At 45.7% G+C, this 23454-nt stretch carries 23 protein-coding genes; 5 read left to right on the plus strand and 18 right to left on the minus strand.

What is annotated here, in order from left to right; translation table 11 throughout:
- Positions 1 to 13: 13 nt before the first annotated feature.
- The 7 genes from hscA to uvrB all read right to left on the minus strand — a co-directional run bounded on the left by hscA (position 14) and on the right by uvrB (position 7332).
- Complete coding sequence (gene hscA, locus FD977_RS07595) at positions 14 to 1879, minus strand: Fe-S protein assembly chaperone HscA (RefSeq protein WP_215304669.1); 1866 nt, start codon at positions 1877 to 1879, stop codon at positions 14 to 16.
- 18 nt (positions 1880 to 1897) lie between these two features.
- Positions 1898 to 2422 carry a Fe-S protein assembly co-chaperone HscB gene (hscB, locus tag FD977_RS07600; RefSeq protein WP_251369461.1) on the minus strand — a complete coding sequence of 175 codons (525 nt, stop codon included), beginning with the start codon at positions 2420 to 2422 and terminating at the stop codon, positions 1898 to 1900.
- Complete coding sequence (gene iscA, locus FD977_RS07605; protein WP_046330505.1) at positions 2403 to 2726, minus strand: iron-sulfur cluster assembly protein IscA; 324 nt, start codon at positions 2724 to 2726, stop codon at positions 2403 to 2405. Before iscA ends, hscB begins: the two co-directional genes overlap by 20 nt.
- A 19-nt stretch (positions 2727 to 2745) precedes the next feature.
- Complete coding sequence (gene iscU, locus FD977_RS07610; protein WP_215304672.1) at positions 2746 to 3132, minus strand: Fe-S cluster assembly scaffold IscU; 387 nt, start codon at positions 3130 to 3132, stop codon at positions 2746 to 2748.
- 57 nt (positions 3133 to 3189) lie between these two features.
- Positions 3190 to 4449: an IscS subfamily cysteine desulfurase gene (locus FD977_RS07615; RefSeq protein WP_371743103.1), complete on the minus strand. Its 1260-nt coding sequence runs from the start codon at positions 4447 to 4449 to the stop codon at positions 3190 to 3192.
- 42 nt (positions 4450 to 4491) lie between these two features.
- Complete coding sequence (locus tag FD977_RS07620; RefSeq protein WP_215304674.1) at positions 4492 to 5061, minus strand: Fe-S cluster assembly transcription factor; 570 nt, start codon at positions 5059 to 5061, stop codon at positions 4492 to 4494.
- A gap of 117 nt (positions 5062 to 5178) precedes the next feature.
- Complete coding sequence (gene uvrB, locus FD977_RS07625) at positions 5179 to 7332, minus strand: excinuclease ABC subunit UvrB (RefSeq protein ID WP_251369462.1); 2154 nt, start codon at positions 7330 to 7332, stop codon at positions 5179 to 5181.
- Positions 7333 to 7481: 149 nt separating this feature from the next.
- Here uvrB and FD977_RS07630 point away from each other — a divergent pair, with 149 nt between their 5' ends.
- The 5 genes from FD977_RS07630 to FD977_RS07650 are packed head-to-tail and all read left to right on the plus strand — an operon-like array spanning position 7482 to position 11842.
- Positions 7482 to 8681, plus strand: coding sequence for an amino acid aminotransferase (locus tag FD977_RS07630; protein ID WP_215304676.1), 1200 nt, complete (start codon positions 7482 to 7484; stop codon positions 8679 to 8681).
- Between the two features lie 42 nt (positions 8682 to 8723).
- Positions 8724 to 10022 (plus strand): polyhydroxyalkanoate depolymerase, encoded by a 1299-nt coding sequence (locus FD977_RS07635; RefSeq protein WP_215304678.1) that lies wholly within the window; start codon positions 8724 to 8726, stop codon positions 10020 to 10022.
- Positions 10023 to 10069: 47 nt separating this feature from the next.
- Positions 10070 to 10768: an electron transport complex subunit RsxB gene (gene rsxB / locus FD977_RS07640; RefSeq protein ID WP_371743129.1), complete on the plus strand. Its 699-nt coding sequence runs from the start codon at positions 10070 to 10072 to the stop codon at positions 10766 to 10768.
- Positions 10768 to 11424, plus strand: coding sequence for an endonuclease III (nth, locus tag FD977_RS07645; protein ID WP_215307097.1), 657 nt, complete (start codon positions 10768 to 10770; stop codon positions 11422 to 11424). The genes rsxB and nth overlap by 1 nt, the downstream gene beginning before the upstream one ends.
- The gene (locus FD977_RS07650) at positions 11417 to 11842 is read left to right on the plus strand and encodes a DUF1841 family protein (protein ID WP_215307099.1); all 426 of its coding nucleotides are present in this window, start codon (positions 11417 to 11419) and stop codon (positions 11840 to 11842) included. Before nth ends, FD977_RS07650 begins: the two co-directional genes overlap by 8 nt.
- On the opposite strand, the gene FD977_RS07655 is transcribed toward FD977_RS07650, so the two are convergent.
- From FD977_RS07655 to FD977_RS07705, 11 genes are all read right to left on the minus strand, one after another.
- Positions 11839 to 12714, minus strand: coding sequence for a DMT family transporter (locus FD977_RS07655; RefSeq protein WP_215304680.1), 876 nt, complete (start codon positions 12712 to 12714; stop codon positions 11839 to 11841). The two genes, FD977_RS07650 and FD977_RS07655, sit on opposite strands and share 4 nt — an antisense overlap.
- 114 nt (positions 12715 to 12828) lie before the next feature.
- Positions 12829 to 13557, minus strand: a complete 729-nt coding sequence (locus FD977_RS07660) for a 5-oxoprolinase subunit PxpA (RefSeq protein ID WP_215304682.1) — start codon at positions 13555 to 13557, stop codon at positions 12829 to 12831.
- The gene (locus tag FD977_RS07665) at positions 13554 to 15311 is read right to left on the minus strand and encodes a 5-oxoprolinase/urea amidolyase family protein (protein ID WP_215304684.1); all 1758 of its coding nucleotides are present in this window, start codon (positions 15309 to 15311) and stop codon (positions 13554 to 13556) included. The genes FD977_RS07660 and FD977_RS07665 overlap by 4 nt, the downstream gene beginning before the upstream one ends.
- 5 nt (positions 15312 to 15316) lie before the next feature.
- Positions 15317 to 16627, minus strand: a complete 1311-nt coding sequence (locus tag FD977_RS07670) for a TRAP transporter large permease (RefSeq protein WP_215304686.1) — start codon at positions 16625 to 16627, stop codon at positions 15317 to 15319.
- Positions 16624 to 17178, minus strand: coding sequence for a TRAP transporter small permease subunit (locus tag FD977_RS07675; protein WP_215304688.1), 555 nt, complete (start codon positions 17176 to 17178; stop codon positions 16624 to 16626). Before FD977_RS07675 ends, FD977_RS07670 begins: the two co-directional genes overlap by 4 nt.
- Before the next feature lie 6 nt (positions 17179 to 17184).
- Positions 17185 to 18168: a TRAP transporter substrate-binding protein gene (locus FD977_RS07680; RefSeq protein WP_215304690.1), complete on the minus strand. Its 984-nt coding sequence runs from the start codon at positions 18166 to 18168 to the stop codon at positions 17185 to 17187.
- A 111-nt stretch (positions 18169 to 18279) separates the two neighbouring features.
- Positions 18280 to 19242, minus strand: coding sequence for a tripartite tricarboxylate transporter substrate binding protein (locus FD977_RS07685; RefSeq protein WP_215304692.1), 963 nt, complete (start codon positions 19240 to 19242; stop codon positions 18280 to 18282).
- A 20-nt stretch (positions 19243 to 19262) separates the two neighbouring features.
- A complete protein-coding gene (locus FD977_RS07690) occupies positions 19263 to 20039 on the minus strand; it encodes a substrate-binding domain-containing protein (RefSeq protein WP_215304694.1) in 777 nt (258 codons plus the stop codon).
- 15 nt (positions 20040 to 20054) lie between these two features.
- Entirely contained in the window at positions 20055 to 20495 is a 441-nt protein-coding gene (locus FD977_RS07695) for an HIT family protein (RefSeq protein WP_215304695.1), read from the minus strand.
- A 113-nt stretch (positions 20496 to 20608) separates the two neighbouring features.
- On the minus strand, positions 20609 to 21907 hold the full coding sequence (aceA, locus tag FD977_RS07700; RefSeq protein WP_215304697.1) for an isocitrate lyase: 1299 nt from the start codon (positions 21905 to 21907) through the stop codon (positions 20609 to 20611).
- A 279-nt stretch (positions 21908 to 22186) separates the two neighbouring features.
- Positions 22187 to 23428 carry an MFS transporter gene (locus FD977_RS07705; RefSeq protein ID WP_215304699.1) on the minus strand — a complete coding sequence of 414 codons (1242 nt, stop codon included), beginning with the start codon at positions 23426 to 23428 and terminating at the stop codon, positions 22187 to 22189.
- Positions 23429 to 23454 lie beyond the last annotated feature (26 nt).

The following is a 23454-nucleotide window of genomic DNA, read 5'->3' on the forward strand; positions in this document are numbered from 1 at the left end:
TAATTTTCTTTTCTTAAATTTCTGCAACATTCTTACCGGCCAATGCCCTCTTAATGCTGGCATTCATACGCTTTTGGGCAAATTCGTCGGTAGCCTTGGCGGCATGGTCGACTGCTTTTCTGAGAATGGCGCTATCAGTTTCTTCTGCAAGCGTCTTCTGTAAGACAGTCATTTCTTGATCAACCTCAGCCTGTTCTTGAGAGTTCAATAATTCACGATCAGAATCCAAAGCGGTTTGCACAGCATCCAATAAACGTTGTGCATTCACCTGCTCTTCACGCAAAGATCTGGATAGAAGGTCTACTTTGGCCGAAGCAAAGCCATCTTGCAGCATGCGAGCAATCTCGGCATCCGTCAAACCATATGATGGTTTGATATCTATTGAGGCTTGAACGCCAGAGCCCTGCTCCATAGCACTTACAGAAAGTAATCCATCCGCATCTACCTGATAGGTCACACGAATACGAGCAGCACCAGCAGCCATTGGTGGGATACCACGCAATTCAAATTTACCCAAGGAGCGGCAGTCTTGCGCTAACTCTCTCTCGCCCTGCACCACCTGAATCGCTAGGGCGGTTTGGCCATCCTTAAAGGTCGTGAAATCCTGGGCGCGCGCTACCGGAATAGGCGTATTGCGAGGAATAATTTTTTCTACCAAGCCACCCATGGTTTCAATACCAAGCGACAGTGGAATAACATCCAATAGGAGCCACTCATCATCCTTGCTTTGATTACCAGCAAGTAAGTCAGCCTGCATTGCGGCCCCTAGAGCGACAACTTGGTCTGGATTGAGATTATTTAAGGGTTTTGTGCCGAAGAGCTCACCAACCGCACGTTGTACATGAGGCATGCGAGTTGCGCCACCAACCATCACAACGCCTTTGACTTCATCCGCCTTAAGGCCTGCATCGCGCAAAGCCTTCTTCACGGCGACCAAGGTCTTGTTGATTAGGTGCTGGGTGATTTCAAAAAACTGCGCCTGGCTAACTCCGACATTAATCACAGTGCCATCAGTGAGGGTTTCATGAACGCGCGCTAATGGGTTATGACTTAATTGCTCTTTAGCATGTCTACAAGAGAGTAAGAGTTTACGGTGATCTTGAATCGACAGTGGTGAAAGCTTAGCTTGCTCAATCACCCAACAATAAAGGCGATGGTCAAAATCATCGCCACCCAATGCAGAGTCGCCGCCTGTGGAAAGCACTTCAAATACCCCTCTGCTCATACGCAAAATGGAGATGTCAAAAGTACCGCCACCCAAATCGTAAACCGCGTAGATTCCCTCGGAGGCATTATCTAAACCATAGGCAATGGCAGCAGCAGTAGGCTCATTGAGCAGACGTAAAACTTCAATACCAGCTAACTTCGCAGCATCTTTAGTTGCCTGACGCTGAGCATCATCAAAATAAGCAGGCACCGTAATCACTGCACCAACGATGTCGTCATTTACCGAGTCTTCCGCCAACTGGCGCAAGCGTGCGAGAATTTCTGCTGAAACTTCAATCGGACTCTTGTCACCCGCCACCGTTTTGATCTTTAACATCCCAGGCTCATCGACGAAGTCGTAGGGAGCGCTTTCGATATTCTCCACATCCACAATACCCCGACCCATGAAACGCTTCACGGAAACAATTGTATTTTTAGGATCAGAGACAATACTTTCAGCAGCCTCGAAACCGGCTTGGGTTCTGCCATTTGGGAGATAACGTACCACCGAAGGAAGCAATTCGCGCCCCTCTGAATCAGGGAGAACCTTAGGCAAAGCATCCCGCACAATGGCAACTAAGGAGTTAGTAGTACCTAAATCAATACCTACCGCAATCCGACGCTGATGCGGAGCAAGTGATTTACCAGGTTCGGAGATTTGCAATAAGGCCATGGGGTCTAGAGTGTAAAGTTATACCAAAGCTGAGATAGCATCATCTAGCTCTAGCGCAAACTTATCAATAAAAAGCAGACCTCTGAGTAACTCAGCTGCGCGCTCATAGTTCTTAGCACCATCGATAGCCTGTGCGATTTCTACCAAGACATCTCGTTTAGCTTGATCAACCTCTTCAGCTAGAGCTTCCAGAGCACCGAGATCCTCATCTTGATCTTCGAGACTTTCACGCCATTCCATTTGCTTCATCAGAAAAGCAGCTGGCATGGCTGTATTAGTCTCGAGACGCGCATCTACTTTGTGGAGTTGGCAAAGATAGAGTCCACGCTGAATGGGATTTTTTAAAGTCTGAAGCGCAGTATTGGCTAAGGTAGCCATTTGCATGGCTAGTCTGCGCTCAGTGTCGCTACCACGAGCATGGCGATCAGGATGCACTTCTTTTTGGATCGCCAAATAGGCTTGATCTAATGCAGACAAATCCAGGTTGAATTGTTGCTCTAGGCCAAAGAAACGAAAGTAATTATCAGACGCGGAAGGATTCACCACAACCACACTCATCTTTTACGTTCGGGTTTTGGAACTTAAAGCCTTCGTTCAAACCTTCACGTACAAAGTCTAATTCGGTGCCATCTAAATAGGCCAAGCTCTTAGGATCGATAAAGATGGTGATGCCATTAGATTCAAATTTCGCATCTTCAGGGGCAGCCTCATCCACATATTCCAGTTGATAGGCTAAGCCCGAGCAACCAGTAGTGCGAACACCCAAGCGTAAGCCGCAACCTTTTCCGCGCTTGTCTAAATTGCGCTGAACATGTTTTGCTGCTTTGTCGGTTAAGGTAATTGCCATGATGAAAGCCTCTTTATCTTTACAGGGCCGGATGCTTTTCTTTGTAATCGGCCACTGCTGCCTTGATGGCATCTTCAGCCAAAATAGAGCAGTGAATTTTTACTGGTGGCAAAGCCAACTCTGCAGCAATCAAAGAGTTCTTGATCTCTAAAGCCTGATCCAAGGTTTTGCCTTTAACCCACTCAGTGACTAATGAGGAAGATGCAATCGCAGAACCACAACCGTAGGTCTTGAACTTGGCATCTTCAATCACGCCCTGATCGTTTACACGAATCTGTAGCTTCATGACGTCACCACAGGCAGGTGCACCGACCATGCCAGTACCCACTTGGTCATCGCCTTTTTCAAAAGAACCCACATTGCGGGGATTTTCATAATGATCAATTACTTTGTCGCTATATGCCATGGTATTTTCTCGCTATCTCTTTTGTCTTTTATCTTGCTTAAATATATTCAGTACTGCTTAGTGCGCTGCCCACTGGATGGTGCTGAGATCAATACCATCCTTAAACATTTCCCACAAAGGTGAAAGTTCGCGTAACTTTGCAATCTTCTCTTTAACTAATTTGATCGTGAAATCTACTTCTTCCTCAGTAGTAAAGCGTCCCAAGGTAAAACGAATTGAGCTATGCGCCAATTCATCATTACGACCAAGAGCGCGTAATACATAAGAAGGCTCTAAGGATGCTGAGGTACATGCAGAGCCAGAGGAAATGGCTAGGTCTTTCAACGCCATCAACATCGACTCGCCCTCAACATAGTTAAAGCTGATGTTGAGGTTATGGGGAACACGGTGGTCCATATCTCCGTTAACGTAAACCTCTTCAATATCCTTCAAACCATTGAGCAGGCGATCGCGCAAAGCACGAATACGAGCATTGCCTGAGGCCATCTCAAGGCGTGCGATGCGGAAAGCCTCGCCCAGGCCAACGATTTGATGAACAGCTAAGGTGCCTGAACGCATACCGCGCTCATGACCGCCACCATGAATCTGCGCCTCAATACGAATACGGGGCTTACGACGCACAAATAAGGCGCCGATACCTTTAGGGCCATAGGACTTATGAGCAGAAAAGCTCATTAAATCTACTTTGGTTTTCTCTAAATCAATTTCAACCTTGCCAGTAGCTTGCGCTGCATCTACGTGAAAAATCACACCACGTGAGCGACATAACTCTCCAATACCTGGAATATCTTGGATCACGCCAATCTCATTGTTAACGTACATCACTGATAACAAAATAGTGCCTGGCTTCATTGCTGCTTCCAGCCCAGCAAAATCAATCAAACCATTTGGAAGAACATCTAAGTAAGTTACCTCAAAACCTTCGCGCTCGAGCTCACGACAGGTATCTAAAGTAGCCTTGTGCTCTGTCTTCACGGTAATGATGTGATTGCCACGGTCTTTATAAAAATGCGCCGCACCTTTAAGTGCCAAATTAATACTTTCAGTTGCGCCACTGGTAAACACAATCTCTCTTGGGTCAGCGTGAACTAACTGAGCCACTTCTGAACGCGCCCACTCAACTGCTTCCTCCGCAGCCCAACCGTAGGCATGGCTACGAGATGCGGCATTACCAAACTGCTCACGCAAGTAAGGCAACATCTTATCTACCACGCGCGGATCAATCGGCGTAGTAGCCGAATAGTCCATATAAACCGGAAAATGCTTAGGACTAAACATCGGTATTGATTGCTGGGGAATGTCTTGTGGAGCGTTCATTTTTTGCTTATCGATTTATGGGTAAAGAGATAGATCTCTTGATTAACTTTGCCGGGCTAGATTAAAAACAGAATTCACGAGAGGACGCTTCGGAGCATCTTCTTTCTTTGCTGCGACTGCTGGTGCTGACTTTTCAGTCTTAACACTGTCAGCCTTAATTTTCTTGGGTCGCAAATCATGCAATACGATCCCACGTCCAGATTGCTGGTGAACCAAGTCTCGTAATGACACTGAGCTCAAGTACTCCACCATCTTGGCATTGAGATTTGACCAAAGATCATGGGTCATGCAATGGCCTTGGGTTTCTTCATCGGTATGACAGTTGCCTTTGCCGCCACATTGAGTTGCATCCAGTGGCTCATCTACAGCCACGATGATGTCAGCTACGCTAATTTCCTCGGATTTACGGGCTAGGGTGTAACCACCACCAGGACCGCGAGTACTTTCAACGATGTTGAAGCGGCGTAACTTGCCAAACAATTGCTCTAAATAAGAGAGGGAAATCTTCTGTCTTTGGCTGATTCCGGCCAAAGTTACAGGCCCGTGCGTCTCACGCAGGGCTAAATCGATCATTGCGGTTACTGCAAAACGGCCTTTAGTTGTAAGTCTCATATGTCACCTTGGTAATGGATTGTTATGGACAGCTAACAGTCGGGCGGGTAATACCCGACCATTCCACTCAACTTTACCATATACCCCACTAAATTGCTCAGGCATTAACCCCTCAATTCAAATGGCGTCCCGAGAGCGGGCACCAAAGGCCATTTCCTTCACTTTAGTCAATCTATCGCGGGAAGAGGCTGCCTTTTCAAACTCCAAATTCTTGGCCTCAGAGTTCATTTGCTTCTCTAAACGCTTGATTTCGCTCGCTAAATCCTTCTCACTCATATCCTCATAGCGTGCCCGCTCCTGCTCAACCTGCATCTCAGAGCGCTTCTCTTTGACGTCATAGACTCCGTCAATGATGTCTTTAATCCGCTTTTTAACGCCGCGCGGCTCAATACCATTGGCCTTGTTGAAGGCAATCTGTTTGGTGCGGCGGCGCTCGGTTTCGCCCATCGCCCGCTTCATGGAATCGGTAATGCGGTCAGCATACAAAATCGCCTTACCTTTGACGTTTCGGGCCGCCCTACCAATGGTTTGAATCAAACTGCGCTCAGAACGCAAGAAGCCCTCTTTATCTGCATCCAAGATGGCGACCAGTGAGACCTCTGGGATATCTAAGCCCTCACGTAATAAATTAATACCCACCAATACGTCAAAGACGCCTAAGCGTAAGTCACGCAGAATTTCTACACGCTCCACCGTATCAATATCAGAATGCACGTAGCGTACTTTTACTCCGTTATCTGATAAGTAATCTGTGAGTTGCTCAGCCATGCGCTTTGTTAATACTGTTACTAAAACACGTTCGTGAACTTTGACGCGTTCATGAATCTGATTCAGTAAATCATCTACCTGCGTACTTGCTGGTAACACCTCAATTTCTGGATCAACCAATCCAGTTGGTCTAGCAACTTGCTCTACCACTTGTCCAGTGTGCGTATTTTCGTAATCAGCCGGTGTTGCAGAAACAAATACGGTTTGACGCATCTTGGTCTCAAACTCAGTAAATTTGAGTGGGCGGTTATCCATGGCTGAAGGTAAGCGGAATCCAAACTCTACTAAGGTATGTTTGCGAGACTTATCACCGTTGTACATCGCATTAAGCTGACCGATGAGGACATGACTCTCATCTAAGAACATGAGTGCATCATTGGGCAAGTAGTCCACCAAGGTAGGTGGCGCCTCACCAGGCATGGCGCCAGAGAGGTGGCGAGAGTAGTTCTCAATGCCCTTACAGAAGCCTAATTCATTAAGCATCTCCAGATCAAAGCGGGTGCGTTGCTCTAAGCGCTGCGCCTCAACCAGCTTGCCGTCTTTTACAAACTCATCCAAACGAATCCGCAACTCTGCTTTGATAGTTTCAATCGCCTTGAGAACGGTATCACGCGGCGTGACATAGTGCGAACTTGGGTAGACGGTAAAGCGCGGAATCTTCTGACGAATTTTTCCAGTGAGTGGGTCGAAGAATTGCAAGCTCTCGATCACATCATCAAAGAGTTCAACGCGCACTGCTAATTCATTATGCTCAGCTGGAAAGATATCAATCGTGTCACCCCGAACTCGGAAAACACCGCGCTTGAAATCGGTTTCATTGCGGTCGTATTGCATCGCAATTAAGCGCATCAAAATATCGCGCTGACTCATCTTGTCACCAGGACGTAAAGTCATCACCATGCTGTGATAGTCACCTGGATTACCGATACCGTAAATGGCGGATACAGTAGCTACGATGATGACATCGCGTCTCTCCAACAAACTCTTAGTGGCAGACAGTCGCATTTGCTCGATATGCTCATTGATCGATGAGTCCTTTTCAATAAACAAATCGCGTGTCGGAACGTAGGCCTCCGGCTGGTAGTAATCGTAGTAACTAACAAAGTACTCCACCGCATTTTTGGGGAAAAACTCCCGAAACTCACTGTAGAGCTGGGCAGCCAAGGTCTTGTTTGGGGCAAAAATGATGGCGGGACGACCTGTTCTGGCAATCACATTGGCCATGGTGAAGGTCTTACCCGAGCCAGTAACCCCCAACAGCGTCTGAAAGGTCAGGCCATCCTCAATGCCAGCTACCAAAGCATCAATTGCAGCCGGCTGATCGCCTGCGGGTGGAAACGGTTGATAGAGATGAAACGGAGAATCTGGGAATGAAACGAATTTGGCTGGATCTAAATCATGGCCCACCTCGCCCAAAGGATCGGCTACAGGGGTTTTCTTGCTTTCGGCAACTTGGGAATTCGAGGAAGTTTTAGGCAACTTGGGAGGCATCTCAGATATCATTTCAACTGTAAGTTTTAGTTCACAGCGAATTTTGTACAAACATCGATTTTGCCGTTTTTATTTAGAAATAGTTGAATCCAGCCTCAAAAACAGCCATTCAAAGCAAATTTAACTGAAATATCCCCTTATCCACCCTTTCTGACCATCAAATGAACCTTTTTACTTCAGTCCAGCTAGCCCCTAAAGACCCTATTTTTGGCCTCACAGAAGCCTATGTCGCCGATCAACGCGCAGACAAGGTCAACCTAGGTGTTGGCGTCTATTACACCGACGAAGGCAAAGTACCTCTTTTGAAGGCAGTGATTCAGGCTGAGGAGGCGATAGTTGCAAAGCATTCACCGCGCAGCTACATTCCAATCGAAGGTCCAAATCCATACAACAGTGCAGTTCAGAACTTATTGTTCGGTACCGACTCATCACTCATCAAAGATGGTCGCATTGTTACTGCAGAGTGCCTTGGTGGAACTGGTGCATTGCGTGTTGGCGCCGACTTTATCAAGCGCCTTAACTTAAACGCGCCTTGCGCTATTAGCAATCCAACCTGGGAAAACCACCGCGGTATTTTTGAATCCGCTGGCTTTGAAGTAGTTGAGTACACCTACTTCGATGGCAAAACCCGTGGCGTAGATTTTGATGGCATGGTGAAGTCTTTAGAGTCTTTCCCAAAATACACCACCGTTTTGCTGCATGCTTGCTGCCACAACCCCACCGGCGCTGACATTACTGAAGCGCAATGGCGTCAAGTGATTGATATCTGTAAAGCGAAAGATCTCATTCCATTTTTAGACGTAGCTTACCAAGGCTTTGCCGCTGGTATTGAGCAAGATGGTGTTGCAGTTCGTCTATTTGCCGAGTCTGGGATGTCCTTCTTTGTATCGAGCTCTTTCTCCAAATCATTCTCACTCTATGGTGAGCGCGTTGGCGCTTTATCTATCGTGACCCAAAGTAAAGATGAATCCACTCGCGTACTCTCTCAATTGAAGCGCGTGATTCGTACAAATTATTCCAATCCCCCAACTCACGGCGCTGCAATTGCTGCTGCTGTTTTGAATTCACCAGAACTCAGACAGCTCTGGGAAGATGAATTAGCGCAGATGCGCGATCGTATTAAAGCAATGCGTCACGGATTAGTTGAAAAACTGGCTGCTGCTGGTGTAAAGCAAGACTTTGCTTTTATTGAAGCGCAGCGCGGTATGTTCTCTTACTCAGGCTTGAGCGCTGAGCAAGTCGAGCGCTTACAAAAGGAAGATGGTATTTATGCCCTCTCTACAGGCCGTATTTGTGTAGCCGCCCTTAATACCAAAAATATTGACAAGGTAGCTCAAGCAATCGCCCGTGTATTGGCTTAAATAGGTGTAACAAGCAGTTAAACTGAATTACCAGGAGGTACCATGCTATATCAACTACATGAGTTTCAAACAGCGCTACTGCAACCCATTAGTTCATGGGCTCGCGCAGCCTCAAAGGCATTTATCGACGCCTCAAATCCAGCATCCAAAATTCCGGGGTCCGATCGCTTAGCTGCTAGCTATGAACTCCTCTATCGCTTAGGCAAAAACTACGATAAACCCGAATTTGGTATTCGCTCCGTAAAAGCCCATGGTCGTGAAGTAGCGATCCATGAAAAAACAATTACTGCTAAACCGTTTTGTAATTTAATTCGCTTCAAACGCTTCTCTGATGATCTTGATGTCATTAAGAAATTAAAGGACGATCCAGTAGTCTTGGTTGTAGCCCCATTATCCGGCCATCACTCCACATTGCTACGCGACACTGTACGTACTCTTTTGCAGGATCATAAGGTTTACATCACCGACTGGATTGATGCACGTATCGTTCCTGCTGATGAGGCTGCCTTTGGTTTAGATGACTATGTTCACTACGTACAAGATTTCATCCGCACCATTGGTGCAGAGAACTTACATGTGATTTCTGTTTGCCAGCCAACAGTACCCACATTAGGTGCAATCTCCTTAATGGCATCTGCCGGTGAAAAAACACCTGCCTCGATGATCATGATGGGTGGCCCTATCGATGCTCGTAAATCACCTACCGCAGTAAATGACTTGGCTGATCAAAAATCATATAACTGGTTTGCAAGTCACGTGATCTATAAGGTACCTCCAAACTATCCGGGCGCTGGTCGCGATGTTTACCCAGGCTTTTTGCAGCACTCTGGCTTTATTGCTATGAACCCTCAGAATCACATGCAATCTCATTGGGATTATTTCCAAAACCTAGTGCGTGGTGACGAGCAAGATGCTGAATCCCATATTCGCTTCTACGATGAGTACAACGCAGTGATAGATATGGATGCGAAGTATTACTTAGACACTATTAAGACCGTATTTCAAGATCATGCTTTGCCAAATGGCACCTGGTTAGTCTCGGGCGACTTAGTGAAACCGCAGGATATTAAAAAGACTGCCCTTCTCACAGTGGAAGGTGAGTTGGATGATATTTCTGGTAGCGGACAAACTCGGGCAGCACATGCACTATGTGTTGGCATTCCAAAGACTGCCAAAGACCATTACGAAGTTGCCGGTGCTGGTCACTACGGAATCTTCTCAGGTCGTCGTTGGCGCGAGAAGGTGTATCCAAAAATTAAATCATTTATTCGTGAGCACCAAGGTGTTCAGAAGAAAACCCGCGCTAGGCCTCCAAAACTAGAGGGTTCAAAGTCCGCATAAAACAGTAGCGCGACTCCAGGGTCGCGCTACTCGCTTTAGGGATTCCCATTGCAATGAATAAGCAACAGACGAAAGAACTTACAGATCGTCTCGAGGATATCCTTCCTCAAACCCAATGTACTAAATGCAGCTACCCGGATTGCCGAGCCTATGCAGAAGCAATGGCAACAGGTGAGGCCCTACCCAATCGCTGCCCTCCTGGCGGAGTCGAAGGTATTGGGCGGCTGAGCGCAATTCTGTCGCCTATATTTCCTCAGGATGCGTTTGAACTACATCCCAGCATTGATCCTGAATGTGGCATAGAGCGCCCTCGACCCGTTGCATTCATAGACCCTAAGACTTGCATTGGTTGCACACTTTGTATTCAGGCTTGTCCTGTAGATGCGATTGTGGGCGCCTCTAAGCAGATGCATGTGGTCTTAAATGATTGGTGTACAGGCTGTGATCTATGCATTCCCCCTTGCCCTGTAGACTGCATCACCATGCTAGATGTAACTGACCAAAAAACGGGTTGGGATGCTTGGTCTCCAGAATTAGCAGACACAGCGCGCGCAAGATATGCAGCTCGCAATCTCAGATTAGATCGTGAGCAACGTGATAACGATGAGCGGCTAGCAAAGAAAGCTGCCGCCAAACTCGTTGCCGTGAATGCAGAGATTCCCAATTCAGAAGCAGCTCTAAAAGAGCAGGAAAGAAAGCGGGCCATTATTGCCGCTGCGATCGCGCGAGCTCAGCTACAAAAATGATGAATCTCGAAAAGCGCCAAGCCTTCTTTGAGCTACTCAGGGAAAATAATCCCCATCCAGAAACCGAGCTTGAGTACAGCTCTCCGTTTGAACTGCTCATTGCCGTCTTGCTATCGGCACAAGCAACCGATATTTCAGTAAACAAAGGTACGCGTCAGCTATTTAAGATTGCTAACACACCCCAAGCCCTTCTGGATCTGGGCGAACAAGGCGTAAAGCCCTTCATCCAGCACATTGGCTTATTCAACTCCAAAGGCAAACATATTCAAGAGACTTGTCGACTGCTACTTGAAAAGCATGGTGGTGAAGTACCTCAACATCGTGAAGAGCTAGAGTTGTTACCCGGTGTTGGCAGAAAGACTGCCAACGTGATTCTCAATACCGCTTTTGGTCAACCTACTATGGCAGTCGATACCCATATTTTTAGAGTCTCAAACCGAACTGGTTTGGCACCTGGTAAAGATGTTGTGAAAGTTGAAGAGCAATTGCTCAAACGCATCCCAAAAGAGTTTTTAATGGATGCGCATCATTGGCTTATCTTGCATGGCAGATATACCTGCAAAGCCCGTACACCCGATTGTGAACAATGTATTGTTGAACCACTCTGCGGCTTTAAACAGAAAACTGGTAAAGGAAAAGTTCGTGGCAATATTTAATCCCACCCGCGAAGAAGTCAGGCGATTTTTCTGCGACACCTGGAAGAAGAAAACCGGGGATCATATTCTGACACCAATGGAAACGATTGCTAGTGACTGGATGGCCGAGCACCCGGAATATCATGCCCTCCTAGCAGATCCAGAAGGCGCAGTTGCTCAAGACTACACGCCAGAGCGTGGTGAGACTAATCCCTTTTTACATCTCTCCATGCACCTATCGATTAGCGAGCAAATATCGATTGATCAACCACCAGGCATTAAAGCGATCTCAGAAAAGCTGGCTAAGAAAATGGGATCCGAACATGACGCTCAGCACGCCATCATGGAATGCTTAGGACAAGTGATGTGGGAGGCACAACGTGAAGGCTGCGCACTGAGCCCTGAGAAATATCTTGAGGCACTACAAAAACTGATCTAGTGACTGCGCTTCACGAGCATTCGCTTGCTAAGGATTACTGTAGAGACAACCAAAAAAGCAAAGACCATATTCATTAAGGTGATGCGATCATCCAAGAAAAAACTTGAGGCCAGTAGCGTACAAAAAGGCTGAATTAATTGCACTTGGCTAACCCTAGCGATTCCACCGATCGCAAGGCCTTCATACCAAAAGAAAAATCCTAAATACATCGGAAATATACTCAGATAGACAAAGCTTGTCCAAGCAACTACATCAGCGCCCCAATACGATGAAGAAAATGTGAAGTACGTTGCCACGATATTAATCGGCAATGAAATCACTAGCGCCCAAGAAATGACTACCCGCGGGTTCATCTTTCGAGATAACTCTCCGCCCTCCACATATCCTACGCAAGCACAAATGCCACCAAGTACAAGCAGGATATCAATATAGGTAAAACTTCCAGAGTTTTTAAGGAGGGCATACATCATCACCAGCGCAGCACCCAAGATAGATACAAGCCAAAAACCGATCGAGGGGCGCTCCTTAAAGCGGATGACTCCAATCACTGTAGTTGCTAAGGGCATCATCCCTAAAATGACGGCGCCATGAGAGGATGAACCCTCTTTCATAGCCAGTGTCGTAAAAATTGGAAATCCCAAAACTACCCCCAGCGCAATTACAGCAAACTTCACTAAGTCAGTTTTACTGGGAAGTGGTACTTGCTTATACGCAAGATAGCTTAAAGCAACTAAACCGGCTAAGGAAGCCCTACCAAATGCAATGAAGTAAGGATTGAAGCTTTGAACGGTAATTTTGCTTACCGGTAAGGTTAGGCTAAAAACAAGAATGCCAATAAAGCCAATGAGCATTCCCTTAGTTTCTTTATTCATATTTACTCTAAGGGTTAAAAATAACTAGCAAGGATGTATACATTTCTTTTGGCTATTTTTTTGTATCGATACCGATAGAAATCCCTTAGCTTCATGGCTCATCATTAGATGCAATTAGAGCAAGGGTTTAATTTTTCTCACAAAATCCAGGGCCGATGGACTATCCCCGTGGATACAAAGCGTATCCGCCTGAACTTTAACAATGCTGCCGTCGATTGAAAGCACCTCGCCATCACGCGCCATTCGCAATACCTGATCAGCCGCCTCGTCCTCACTCTGAATCAAGGCATTTGTCTGAGTGCGAGGGACAAGGTAGCCTTCAGAAGTATATCGGCGATCAGCGAATACTTCCTGCCATAGTGGCACCCCAAGCTCTTGCGTCGCCTCAACAAAACAGCTGGAGGCTAGTCCGTACAAAATGACATCCTTACCCAAATCTTTTACAGCTTGAGCAATAGCGCGAGCCAGGTTCAGATCTTTTGCTGCCTGGTTATAAAAAGCGCCATGGGGTTTTACATGATGAAGTACCCCGCCCTGAGCATTAATAAACGCTTGTAGAGCGCCAGCCTGATAAATAACAAAATTGTAGGCGTCGTTAGGGGTGATAGCCATTTCTCGCCTACCAAACCCAGACAGATCAGGAAGGCTGGGGTGTGCACCAATCATGACATTTTTCTGGATCGCCGCCCCAACTAAATTTTTCATTCTCTCAGGGTCACCTGCATGCCATCCACAGGCAATATTTGTTGAGTCTATGTAATCTAGGAGCGCAAAATCATTACCCATCTCCCAAACTCCAAAACCCTCCCCCATATCACTATTAAGATCAATTTTTCGTTTCATGATTTAGCCTCGAGAACAGCCTTTATGTTACTCACAGTTACTTTTTGCTCACCAAAAAATACAGCATTTATTTGATCAGCTTCTTCTAGTGTAATCGGCACAAATTGAATTTTGTCACCGGGTCTTAATTGGGCCAACTTTGATCGCTCAGACTCGATTGTTTCAACTAAACGCGGATAACCTCCAGTGGTTGCATGTTCGGCCATCATAAGGATAGGCTGCCCTGAGGGCGGCAACTGAACCGTACCAAACCAGATCCCCTGTGAGGCAATACCAGTAATCGGAGCTGAGATACTAAAGTTACCATCTAATCGCATACCCATCCGATTACTTTGCGAGGATACCGTCCAGACGGTCTTCCATAAAGAGGCTTGCTCTTTAGTGTTAAGTACATTCAAATGCATGCTTGGAATTGCTTTAATGAGTTGGATATTTTTCCCCGACAATGATGGGGAGGCTACTGACCATTTTGGGTGCGTGCGATGTTCTTGTTTAAGCTTTTTTAACATAGGAGTTTCTCGCAATAGCTTAGGTAAATATAAAATATCGCCTTTTTGCACTTGCTTATCTCCAATGCCCGCGCTCAGGTGAGAGCCGCAACCACCCAAAATAAATTCACTTTCTATTCCACCGCTGAACGCTAAGAAAATTCGATACCCCTGGGTTATTTTGCCAAAGCTCAAAGTTTGACCTTGGCGAATAAAGACCGGACGATTCCCCAAGATTACTTCGCCATCAATCTGAGCAGCACAATAGGACCCAACCCAGGCAACCCACGTATCCAAATGAAATAATAGTTTTGGACCCGTACCTGTGATTTCAAGTCCAGCAGCTTGCTCTGAATTTCCTACCAAGGCGTTTGCGAGGCGAGCGCCCTCTTTATCCATTGGCCCCCCAGCGCTTAGAGCAAGACGGGCCAAACCATAACGAGGCAAGGCCTGTATCGTGGTTAGTAGGCCCGAGGAAATCACTTCAATAGCACCCTTTTGTGAGTCATATTTTTTGATATGCTGACTTGTATTTAATGACTCTTCAGCTTGAATTTTTTTAAACTGATCTATATCGATCTCAATAAACTGTACCCGATCGCCAGCATGCAATAAGCTGGGGCGCTCTTTCAGAGGATCAAACAAAAGATCAGGACTCCTCCCGATAATGTTCCAGCCACCAGGAGTGGTCTTAGGATAAATGGCGGTTTGTAACTCCGCTATCGCTACCGAACCTGGGGGAACACCCGTACGAGGTTTCTCTAAGCGAGGTAGCTTTAAACTAGGATCCAAGCCACTGCAATAAGCAAAACCAGGCATGAAACCCAAAATATCGACAGTGATCTCGGAATTTTTATGTCTATTAATAAACTCTCGTACCGTGAGCTTACATTTCTCCGCGCTCGCCAATAAGTCAGGCGCTAGTGCTGGGTCATAACAAACACGAATTCGATGCACCGAATCTTTAGCAGCAATGAATTCTTTATCACCCAGAATATTTGCAAGCAATTCATTAATTTCAGCGCGGGCTGTTGATCGAATCAATGCATATTGAAAATCTTGAAAACGAAGACTCACCAGAAGGGTGTCTATTCCAGGAATCGCATCTAATAACCAGGGTGGAGACCGCGTAAATAAAGCCTCGCACAACTGATGAATCTGATGTAGGGCCTGAGTATGCTCTTGAAAATTTATTAAGAGCGCCGTATCGCCCAAATCGAGAATTTCTACTTTAGAAATAACTTTTTTTGTTTTTTTTAAAGCCATTGCCTTTACTTAATTTCTTTTTGCAAAAACTGATCTGGTAACCATGTAACTAGTTCGGGCCATATAGTAATTAAAGCTACGGCTAAAACCATCATGGAAAAGAAGGGCAAGGAAACTTTTGCAATGTAATTACTGTCTTTTCCAGTCATACTTTGTAGTACGAATAAGTTAAAGCCAACTGGAGGTGTGACCTCAGCAATCTCGACCAACAGTACGATGAAGATACCAAACCAAACCAAGTCAAAGCCGGCGGCTTGGACCATTGGCAAGACAGTGACGGTAGTCAAGGCAATCATGGATATGCCGTCTAAGGCGGTACCCAGCAAAATATAAATAATAGTGAGGACAAAGATGAGGGCCCAAGGTGAAAGATGCATGCTTTGCACCCATTCAGCTAAGCCTCTAGGTATACCCGTGTAACTCATCACGATAGATAGAAATGAGGTAGCGCCCAACACAAACATAATCATGGCAGTGAGTCGGGTTGCCGAAAGCAAGCTTTCCCAAAAATTGCTCCAACATAAGTTACGTCCGGCAGCCGCCAGAATCAAAGAACCTACAACTCCATAGGCAGCAGCCTCAGTAGCAGTAGAGTACCCGGCAAGCATGACCCAGGCAATAAAAATAATCAAAGCTGTACAGGGTAATAATTGCCCAATAGAGTACAAGCGTTGCTGTAAGGAGTATTTCTCTGCTGGAGGTGTTTTATCTGGATTTAGTAAGGCCCACACAATAATGTATCCAGAAAATAGCAGCATCAATATGGCGGCAGGAATGAATCCTGCTAAAAAAATTCGGATGATTGATTGATCGGCAGCAACCGCATACACCACCATGGTGATTGATGGTGGAATTAAAATACCAAGTGTTCCAGCACAGGACAAAGAGCCGAGTGTGATTTTTTCATCATAGCCACGCTTAGTCAGCTCGGGTAATGCGGATTTAGCAATGGTTGCACAGGTTGCTGCAGAAGAGCCTGATACAGAACCAAAAATTCCGCACCCTAAAATATTCACATGCATCAATCTACCCGGCAACCAATTTAGCCATGGCGAAAGACCAGTAAACATTTGTTCTGATAGTTTCGTTCTAAATAGGATCTCACCCATCCAAACAAACAGGGGCAGAGAGGCTAATGTATAGGATGAACTTGAATTCCACCAAACGTTGGCTAAATTCATCATCGTATCTTTATCGGAGAAGAATGCCAGCCCAAACCAGGCAGTAATTGCAACCCCAGCTGGAATCCAAATGCCCATCAACAGCAGAAAAGACATCAAGGCCAGCAAAATTAAGGCAATAAGGGTAATGCTCACAAAGTCTCTCCAAAATCACCGGCACTCAAACGATCTTCGGCCATCTGTTGATAGCGCGGTTTATTACCCTTAAGAACCCTGATTAACTCATCCACAACGGCCAAGAAAAAGATTAGGCAGCCGATTGCTGCAAAGATTTGCGGTATCCATAATGGAACAATAATTTGTCCTTGCGAGACATCATTAAAGTCCCAACTTTGATACACGAATAAAGAAAAAGCAGCCAAAGCAAACAAACAAAAACCTGACATCACGGTTAGGCCAATGATTTCAAGACGCTGCCTCCATTGAGGGCTCAAGGTGCCTAAAAAAATCTCCACCCGCACGATGCCGCCATGCTGAAATGTTTGAGCCAATATGAGGAATGCCGAGGCGGCGCAAAGCCAGGAAATTAAATCATCGGCGCCACGCAAATTGATCCCGAACTCTCGGGACAAGGACATGGAAACCATCAAAATGCAAATACTGAGAATACACAAGGCCGCCAGTGCGGCGGCCCCTTGAATCAAGCCATCTAAAAGACGGCCATAATAACTTCGCGATGTTGACATGAATTTTTATTTCTTAAAATCTTCAATGATTTTTTGTCCTTCATCACCAGCAGAACGGATCCATTCTGCAACCATGATTCGACCAACTCTATCTAAGTCATTTTTCAGCTGTGGTGATGGCTTTTGAACGCTCATGCCATTCTTAGCCAATACTTCGTTATACATCTTGGTCTTTTCTTCAGAAACTCTAGTTCCGCGCTTTTCTGCTTCAGCACATGCTTTTAATAATGCATTTTGTGTGGGCTTATCTAGGGCATCAAATGCTTTTTGATTTACCATCAAAATATTCTTCGGAAGCCAAGCATCAACCTCGTAGTAGTACTTCAAACTTTCCCATGCCTTGATATCAACGCCTGTTGCCCCAGAGGTCATCATGGAATTAATCGTACCTGTTGCCATTGCTTGAGCCAAATCAGCCACCTGAACTGTTACTGGTTGGGCACCTATTAATTCAGCAATCTTCGAAGTTGCTGGGTTATAGGCTCTCCACTTCAGACCCTTCATATCAGCGCCTGAATTAATAGGATTTTTCGAATACAAGCCCTGAGGTGGCCAAGGAACGGCATACACAACTTTTAGACCCTGCTTTTGTAAAGCAGATTCTGTAGCGCTCTTGGATAGCTTCCAGAGTTTTGCCGACTCCTTAAAGCTCGTTGCTAAAAAAGGAATTGAGTCTACGCCAAAAATAGGGTTTTCATTAGCAAGAACAGAGATGAGGACCTCACCCATCTGGGCTTGGCCAGTTTGAACGCCCCGCTTGATACCATTTGCAGGAAACAAGGATCCGTTGGGATGAACCACAATCTTTAACTTACCATCTGTTGCTTTATCAACATCTGCAGCCAATTGCTGCAAGTTCTCTGTGTGAAAGTTGCTGACTGGATAAGCGCTGGCTAAGTCCCACTTAGTTTGAGCATTTACGCTCATAGCTAAAAAGCTGAAAAATGCTAAAGCCCAAAGCTTGGATTTTGCAAGTACGCAAGTGCTCATGTTGATCTCCTAGCGAGTATTAATAAAGTATAAGGTAATTTATATTAACTTCTTTTGTTGATACTAATATAACTGAGTATAAAAATATCAAACAGCTTTAAAGAAATTGGTTTAATCCTCTTTCATATTAGCGCGCTTCACGATTGGCTCCAACCTTGCCTTTTCATCAGCTAAGAATTTTATGAATGAGGCTCTTGTTCCTGGTGAAGGCTCGATCCCCTGTGGAGTCAAACGACTCTGTACTCCAGCGGTTTTGAGGCCTATATTAATCGCCTGATTCATTTTTTCTAAAATAGCATCAGGTGTGCCCTTGGGAGCAAAAACCCCGGCCCAGTGGCCAATCAACACCTCCGGATAACCCTGCTCTTTAGTTGTTGGTACATTTGGGAGGGCAGCGATTCTTTTATTCCAAGTTGATGCAATAGCTTTTAATTTACCGCCTTGGATTTGCGGAATCACAACCACACTAGCCTCTGATGTAACGTCAACCTGATTGGAGATAACAGCAACCATTCCTTCTGAACCACTCTTATAAGGAATGATTTCATACTTGCCGCCTGCTTTTACTTTGAGCATCTCCGCAACGAAATGAGGAGTACTCCCAGTGCCAGCGGTGGAGAAGTTAAGGCCTTTTGCATCTCTAGCCGACACCAGCAAATCCTTTATATTGTTAATTTTTGAATCCGCCGAAACAACAATAATGGATGGACTAATCGTTAACAAACCAACCGGAACAAGATCACCCTCCCTATAAGGCATTGATGTCTTAATCATAGGATTGGTAACAATTCCACCTGCGCTAACAAAGAAGGTGTATCCATCAGGCGCACTCTTAGCCACAAAATCTGCGCCCAACACGGATCCGGCTCCAGGCTTATTCTCCACAATAATGGATTGCCCAAGTTCTTTAGAGGCCGCTTCAGCGACCACTCTGGCAACCGTATCATTTGCGCCACCAGGACCAAAGCCAACGATAAATTTGATAGGATGATTTGGCCATGGATCAGCAGCAAAAGCCCGTCCAAGGACTAAACATAAGAATGTAATCAGAGTTACTTTGTACAACAGCTTCATTTTTTATTTCCCTTTTAATCCTACCAAGGCAAAGCTGGTAATACCGGCTTTAAACCTGCCTTTTGAATAGTTGGAACGGCCTTAGGCGATGCTAAAAACTTTATCAAGTCTTTAGATTCATCAAGATTTTTTGTGTTGATAGTAATACCCGCAGAAAATAGAACCGTCTTCTGTGCCTCTTGAGGTAACTCGCCAATGAAATCTACACCAGGAATCGGAAGCAACTCACTGACTTGCTGGAAACCCAAATCTGCATCTCCTCTGGCTACGACCGATGCCACTCTCTCGCTATAAATTTTCCTCGCAGTTCTATCCATCTGCTCAGAAATTCCCATTTTTGGGAAAAGCTCCGTAGATAAATAAACGCCACTGGCACTTGCTGAATAGGCTATTGACTTCGCATTAAGTAACGCCGATTTAAGTCCAGCCATAGTACTGATGTCAGGCTTGGGTGCGCCAACCCTCACTACCCCTCCCATTACTGAGGCTACTAAATCTACTCGAACCCCAGGCTGAAGTACGCCACTTTTTATAAAACCCTCTAGTGCGGGTGCAGCCAGAATTAAGACGTCAAACTGCTCTCCCTTCGCCAATCTAGAGGGAATGGAGTCGGGCGCAACTCCCATTGATGATCCATAAGAAATAATCACTTTATTGGGAGATTGTTTTTCGTACTCAGGGGCCAGCTCTTTTAGTGCCTCAGCAAATGCACCCGAGGTAATTACCTGAATATCCGCTGCGTACGAAATCGGAATCAGTAATATACCGATCACAAATATCAGGGGAGAAAATCGCATCTTGCCTATCAGTCTTTAAAAGAGCTTGGCGATAGCCGCCCGAACAACCCCAGGAAGCTCTAGTACTTTTTTCCTTCTTGTCTCTAGTACAGCGTCTTTTACCTCTTGAACTCTCTTGGACCAAGCCGATCCTGGAAAGAAAGCATCGTCTTGATACCTCGGGATGACATGCCAATGTATGTGAGGAACCATATTACCCAAGGCTGCAATATTGACCTTATCCGGACACATCACATGCCTTATCGCCTCTTCTACTGCAAAGACTAGGGACATCAGATGTTCGCGCTCACCATAGGTCAGATCTGTCATTTCGGCAACATGATGATTCCAAATCACACGACAAAAGCCAGGCAGATCAGGATCATTGATCAGGATGACTCGGCAATCATCGCCACGCCAAATTAACTGACCCTCCTCTGGCTTGAGATCTTCTTTACAAAGTACGCAATTAGTCATGGGAAGAATGTAAACGAAAACGGCATCTAAGTCACCCTTATGGGGTAATTTAGATGCCGCAACAGTAAGGGTGGATTCTTTTACTGTGCTATTACGAATTACTGAGGGATTGCTTAGTGGAACTGTTCTTCTTCTGTAGAGCCAGTCAATGCAGTTACTGAAGACTTACCACCTTGAATCACAGTAGTGACATCATCGAAGTAACCAGTACCTACTTCCTGCTGATGCGATACAAATGTGTAGCCACGATCACGAGCAGCGAATTCTGGCTCTTGTACTTTCTCAATGTAGGCAGTCATGCCACGCTTCATGTAGTCCTGTGCCAAGTCGAACATGTTGTACCACATCGAGTGAATGCCAGCGAGGGTAATAAATTGATACTTGTAACCCATTGCACCTAATTCGCGCTGGAACTTCGCAATTGTTGCGTCATCCAAGTTCTTCTTCCAATTAAAAGAGGGTGAGCAGTTGTAGGCCAACATCTTGCCTGGGAACTTTGCACGAATTGCTTCAGCGAACTTACGAGCAAAATCCAAGTCTGGTGTACCGGTTTCACACCACACCATGTCAGCATAGGCAGCATATGCCAGGCCACGGGAGATCGCTTGATCCAAACCCTTACGTGTTTTGTAAAAGCCTTCTGGAGTGCGCTCGCCTGTTAAGAATGGCTTGTCGTTTGCATCGTAATCCGATGTCAGCAAGTCAGCAGCTTCAGCATCGGTACGAGCCAAGATGATGGTTGAAACACCCATTACGTCAGCAGCCAAACGTGCAGAAATCAATTTCTGTACTGACTCAGCCGTAGGTAATAACACTTTGCCACCCAAGTGACCGCACTTCTTAACAGAAGATAATTGGTCTTCGAAGTGAACGCCAGCAGCACCCTGCTTGATCAATGCTTTGCTGAGCTCAAATGCATTCAATACGCCACCGAAACCAGCTTCAGCATCGGCAACGATGGGAGCAAAATACTCGATGTAGCCAGCATCACCTTTATTAACACCCTTAGACGTTTGGATTTCATCAGCACGCTGGAATGAGTTATTAATACGCTCTACCATCTTCGGAACTGAATCTACTGGATACAAAGATTGGTCTGGATACATCGCTGCAGAAGAGTTACCGTCAGCAGCCACTTGCCATCCTGACAAGTAAATTGCTTGCACACCAGCCTTAACCTGTTGCATTGCCTGACCGCCAGTCAGAGCACCTAAACAGTTAACGTACGCTTCGTTATTCACCAACTCCCAGAGACGCTCTGCGCCATGTTTGGCTAGTGTGTGCTCAATCTTTAATGAACCACGCAAACGAACAACGTCTTCAGCCGTGTAACCACGAGTAATGCCTTTCCAGCGTGGATTGGTATCCCAGTCTTTTTGTAGTGCTGCGATTTCTGCTTTGCGATCTGCCATGTTTTTCTCCCTAAGTTAAACCAGTACATCGAATATTGAGACATTTAGTACGGACAATGAAGTCTTATGTCTTATATAAGAGTTTAAGTAGCTGGGGAAAGCATGCAAGCACTATTTCAATAATGATTGAAAAAAATAATTTCAATAAATTCAGTTACTTATAATTATTTTTTTACAATGTGAAATTCAAATCCATGCGACGGAATAATGCTCAGCTTGAAATGTTGCACTGCATTTTGCGTATGGGAATGACTTTTCACATTGTGAAAAGAAAGGAGTCTATCCGCTAGCTTTGGGAGGACTGATATTTGCCACCTTAAATCCAGTCAAGATAATCATGAGCTGAAGAAGAGCTACGCCAATAAATAAGAGCTTTGGTAAACCTACGTCCAAGAAGATTCCAAAGATCAGTGGACTTAGGGCGGCACCCAAATCAATACCCGAATACACAATACCGTACACCCTGCCCGATGAGCCAGAGGGTGTTGCAGAGCGAATCATTAAGTCACGGGATGGTGCCGCTATTCCAAGACCAAGTCCAATCACAATGAAAGCAACGATGATTAATTCCATAGGCACTAAACCAGTAGCCATTAAAAGGCCCATGACGATATTCACAGTGAAGCAGATCGTAATGATGCGCTCAGGCACTTTTAATTTGGTCGCCAAGTAGCCACCCAATAACATTCCTCCTGCGCCGCCTAAAGACATGAGTGTTAAATAATAGTTACCAGAGCTCACGGCAATTTCGTAGATTTTAAAAAGTGCAGTTGGGGCAAAGGATTGCAAGCCGGTTGTAGCAGCCATGCTAAAGAAAAAGAAAATCCAGCAAAGCCAAACGACCGGCAGCTTCAGAAAACCAAAAGTACTCATGGGTGCGCCACCAGGATTGTTCGCAATATGAGTGGCCTCTGATTCATCGCGCCTGGCCTGGACATCATCCACTAAACGAGCGCGACTGAACCAGAGAGTCGCCAGAATCAGCACCTCCAATACTGCGGCGGACAAAAACGCGATGCGCCAATCTGCAATGGTGGTTATAGCCACCATGAACGCTGGAGCAGCAGCCCAGCCGATATAACCTGTTACCCCATGAATGGAATAAGCGTAAGGCAAATTCGGTGGTGAAATTTTGTGATTAATTAGCGTGTAATCCACAGGGTGGAAGACGCCATTGCCACATCCCGCAATTACCGCGCCCAGCACCAACATGGCGTAACCATTGCTTTGTGAGTAAGTGAGTGCAGCCAATCCAAGTAAAGCAACGCCGGCGAATAAAACGGGGCGAGAGCCAATGCGGTCTACTAAAAATCCAGATGCCGCTTGCACAATACAAGAGACCACAAAGAAGATGGTCATGAGCAAGCCCAATTCGGCATAGTTAAAGCCGAACTCCGCTTTCAGCCATGGGAACATGGGCGGCAGGATTAAATGAAAGAAATGGGAGCTACCGTGAGCCAGGCTGATGAGACCAACAACCCGAACATCACTGGCGCGCCTCATTTTGAGGACGTCAGTCATGTACGGAGTTTACTGGTGCAGGCATA

The organism is Polynucleobacter sp. AP-Elch-400A-B2 (genome assembly GCF_018688355.1).
Classification (GTDB): domain Bacteria; phylum Pseudomonadota; class Gammaproteobacteria; order Burkholderiales; family Burkholderiaceae; genus Polynucleobacter.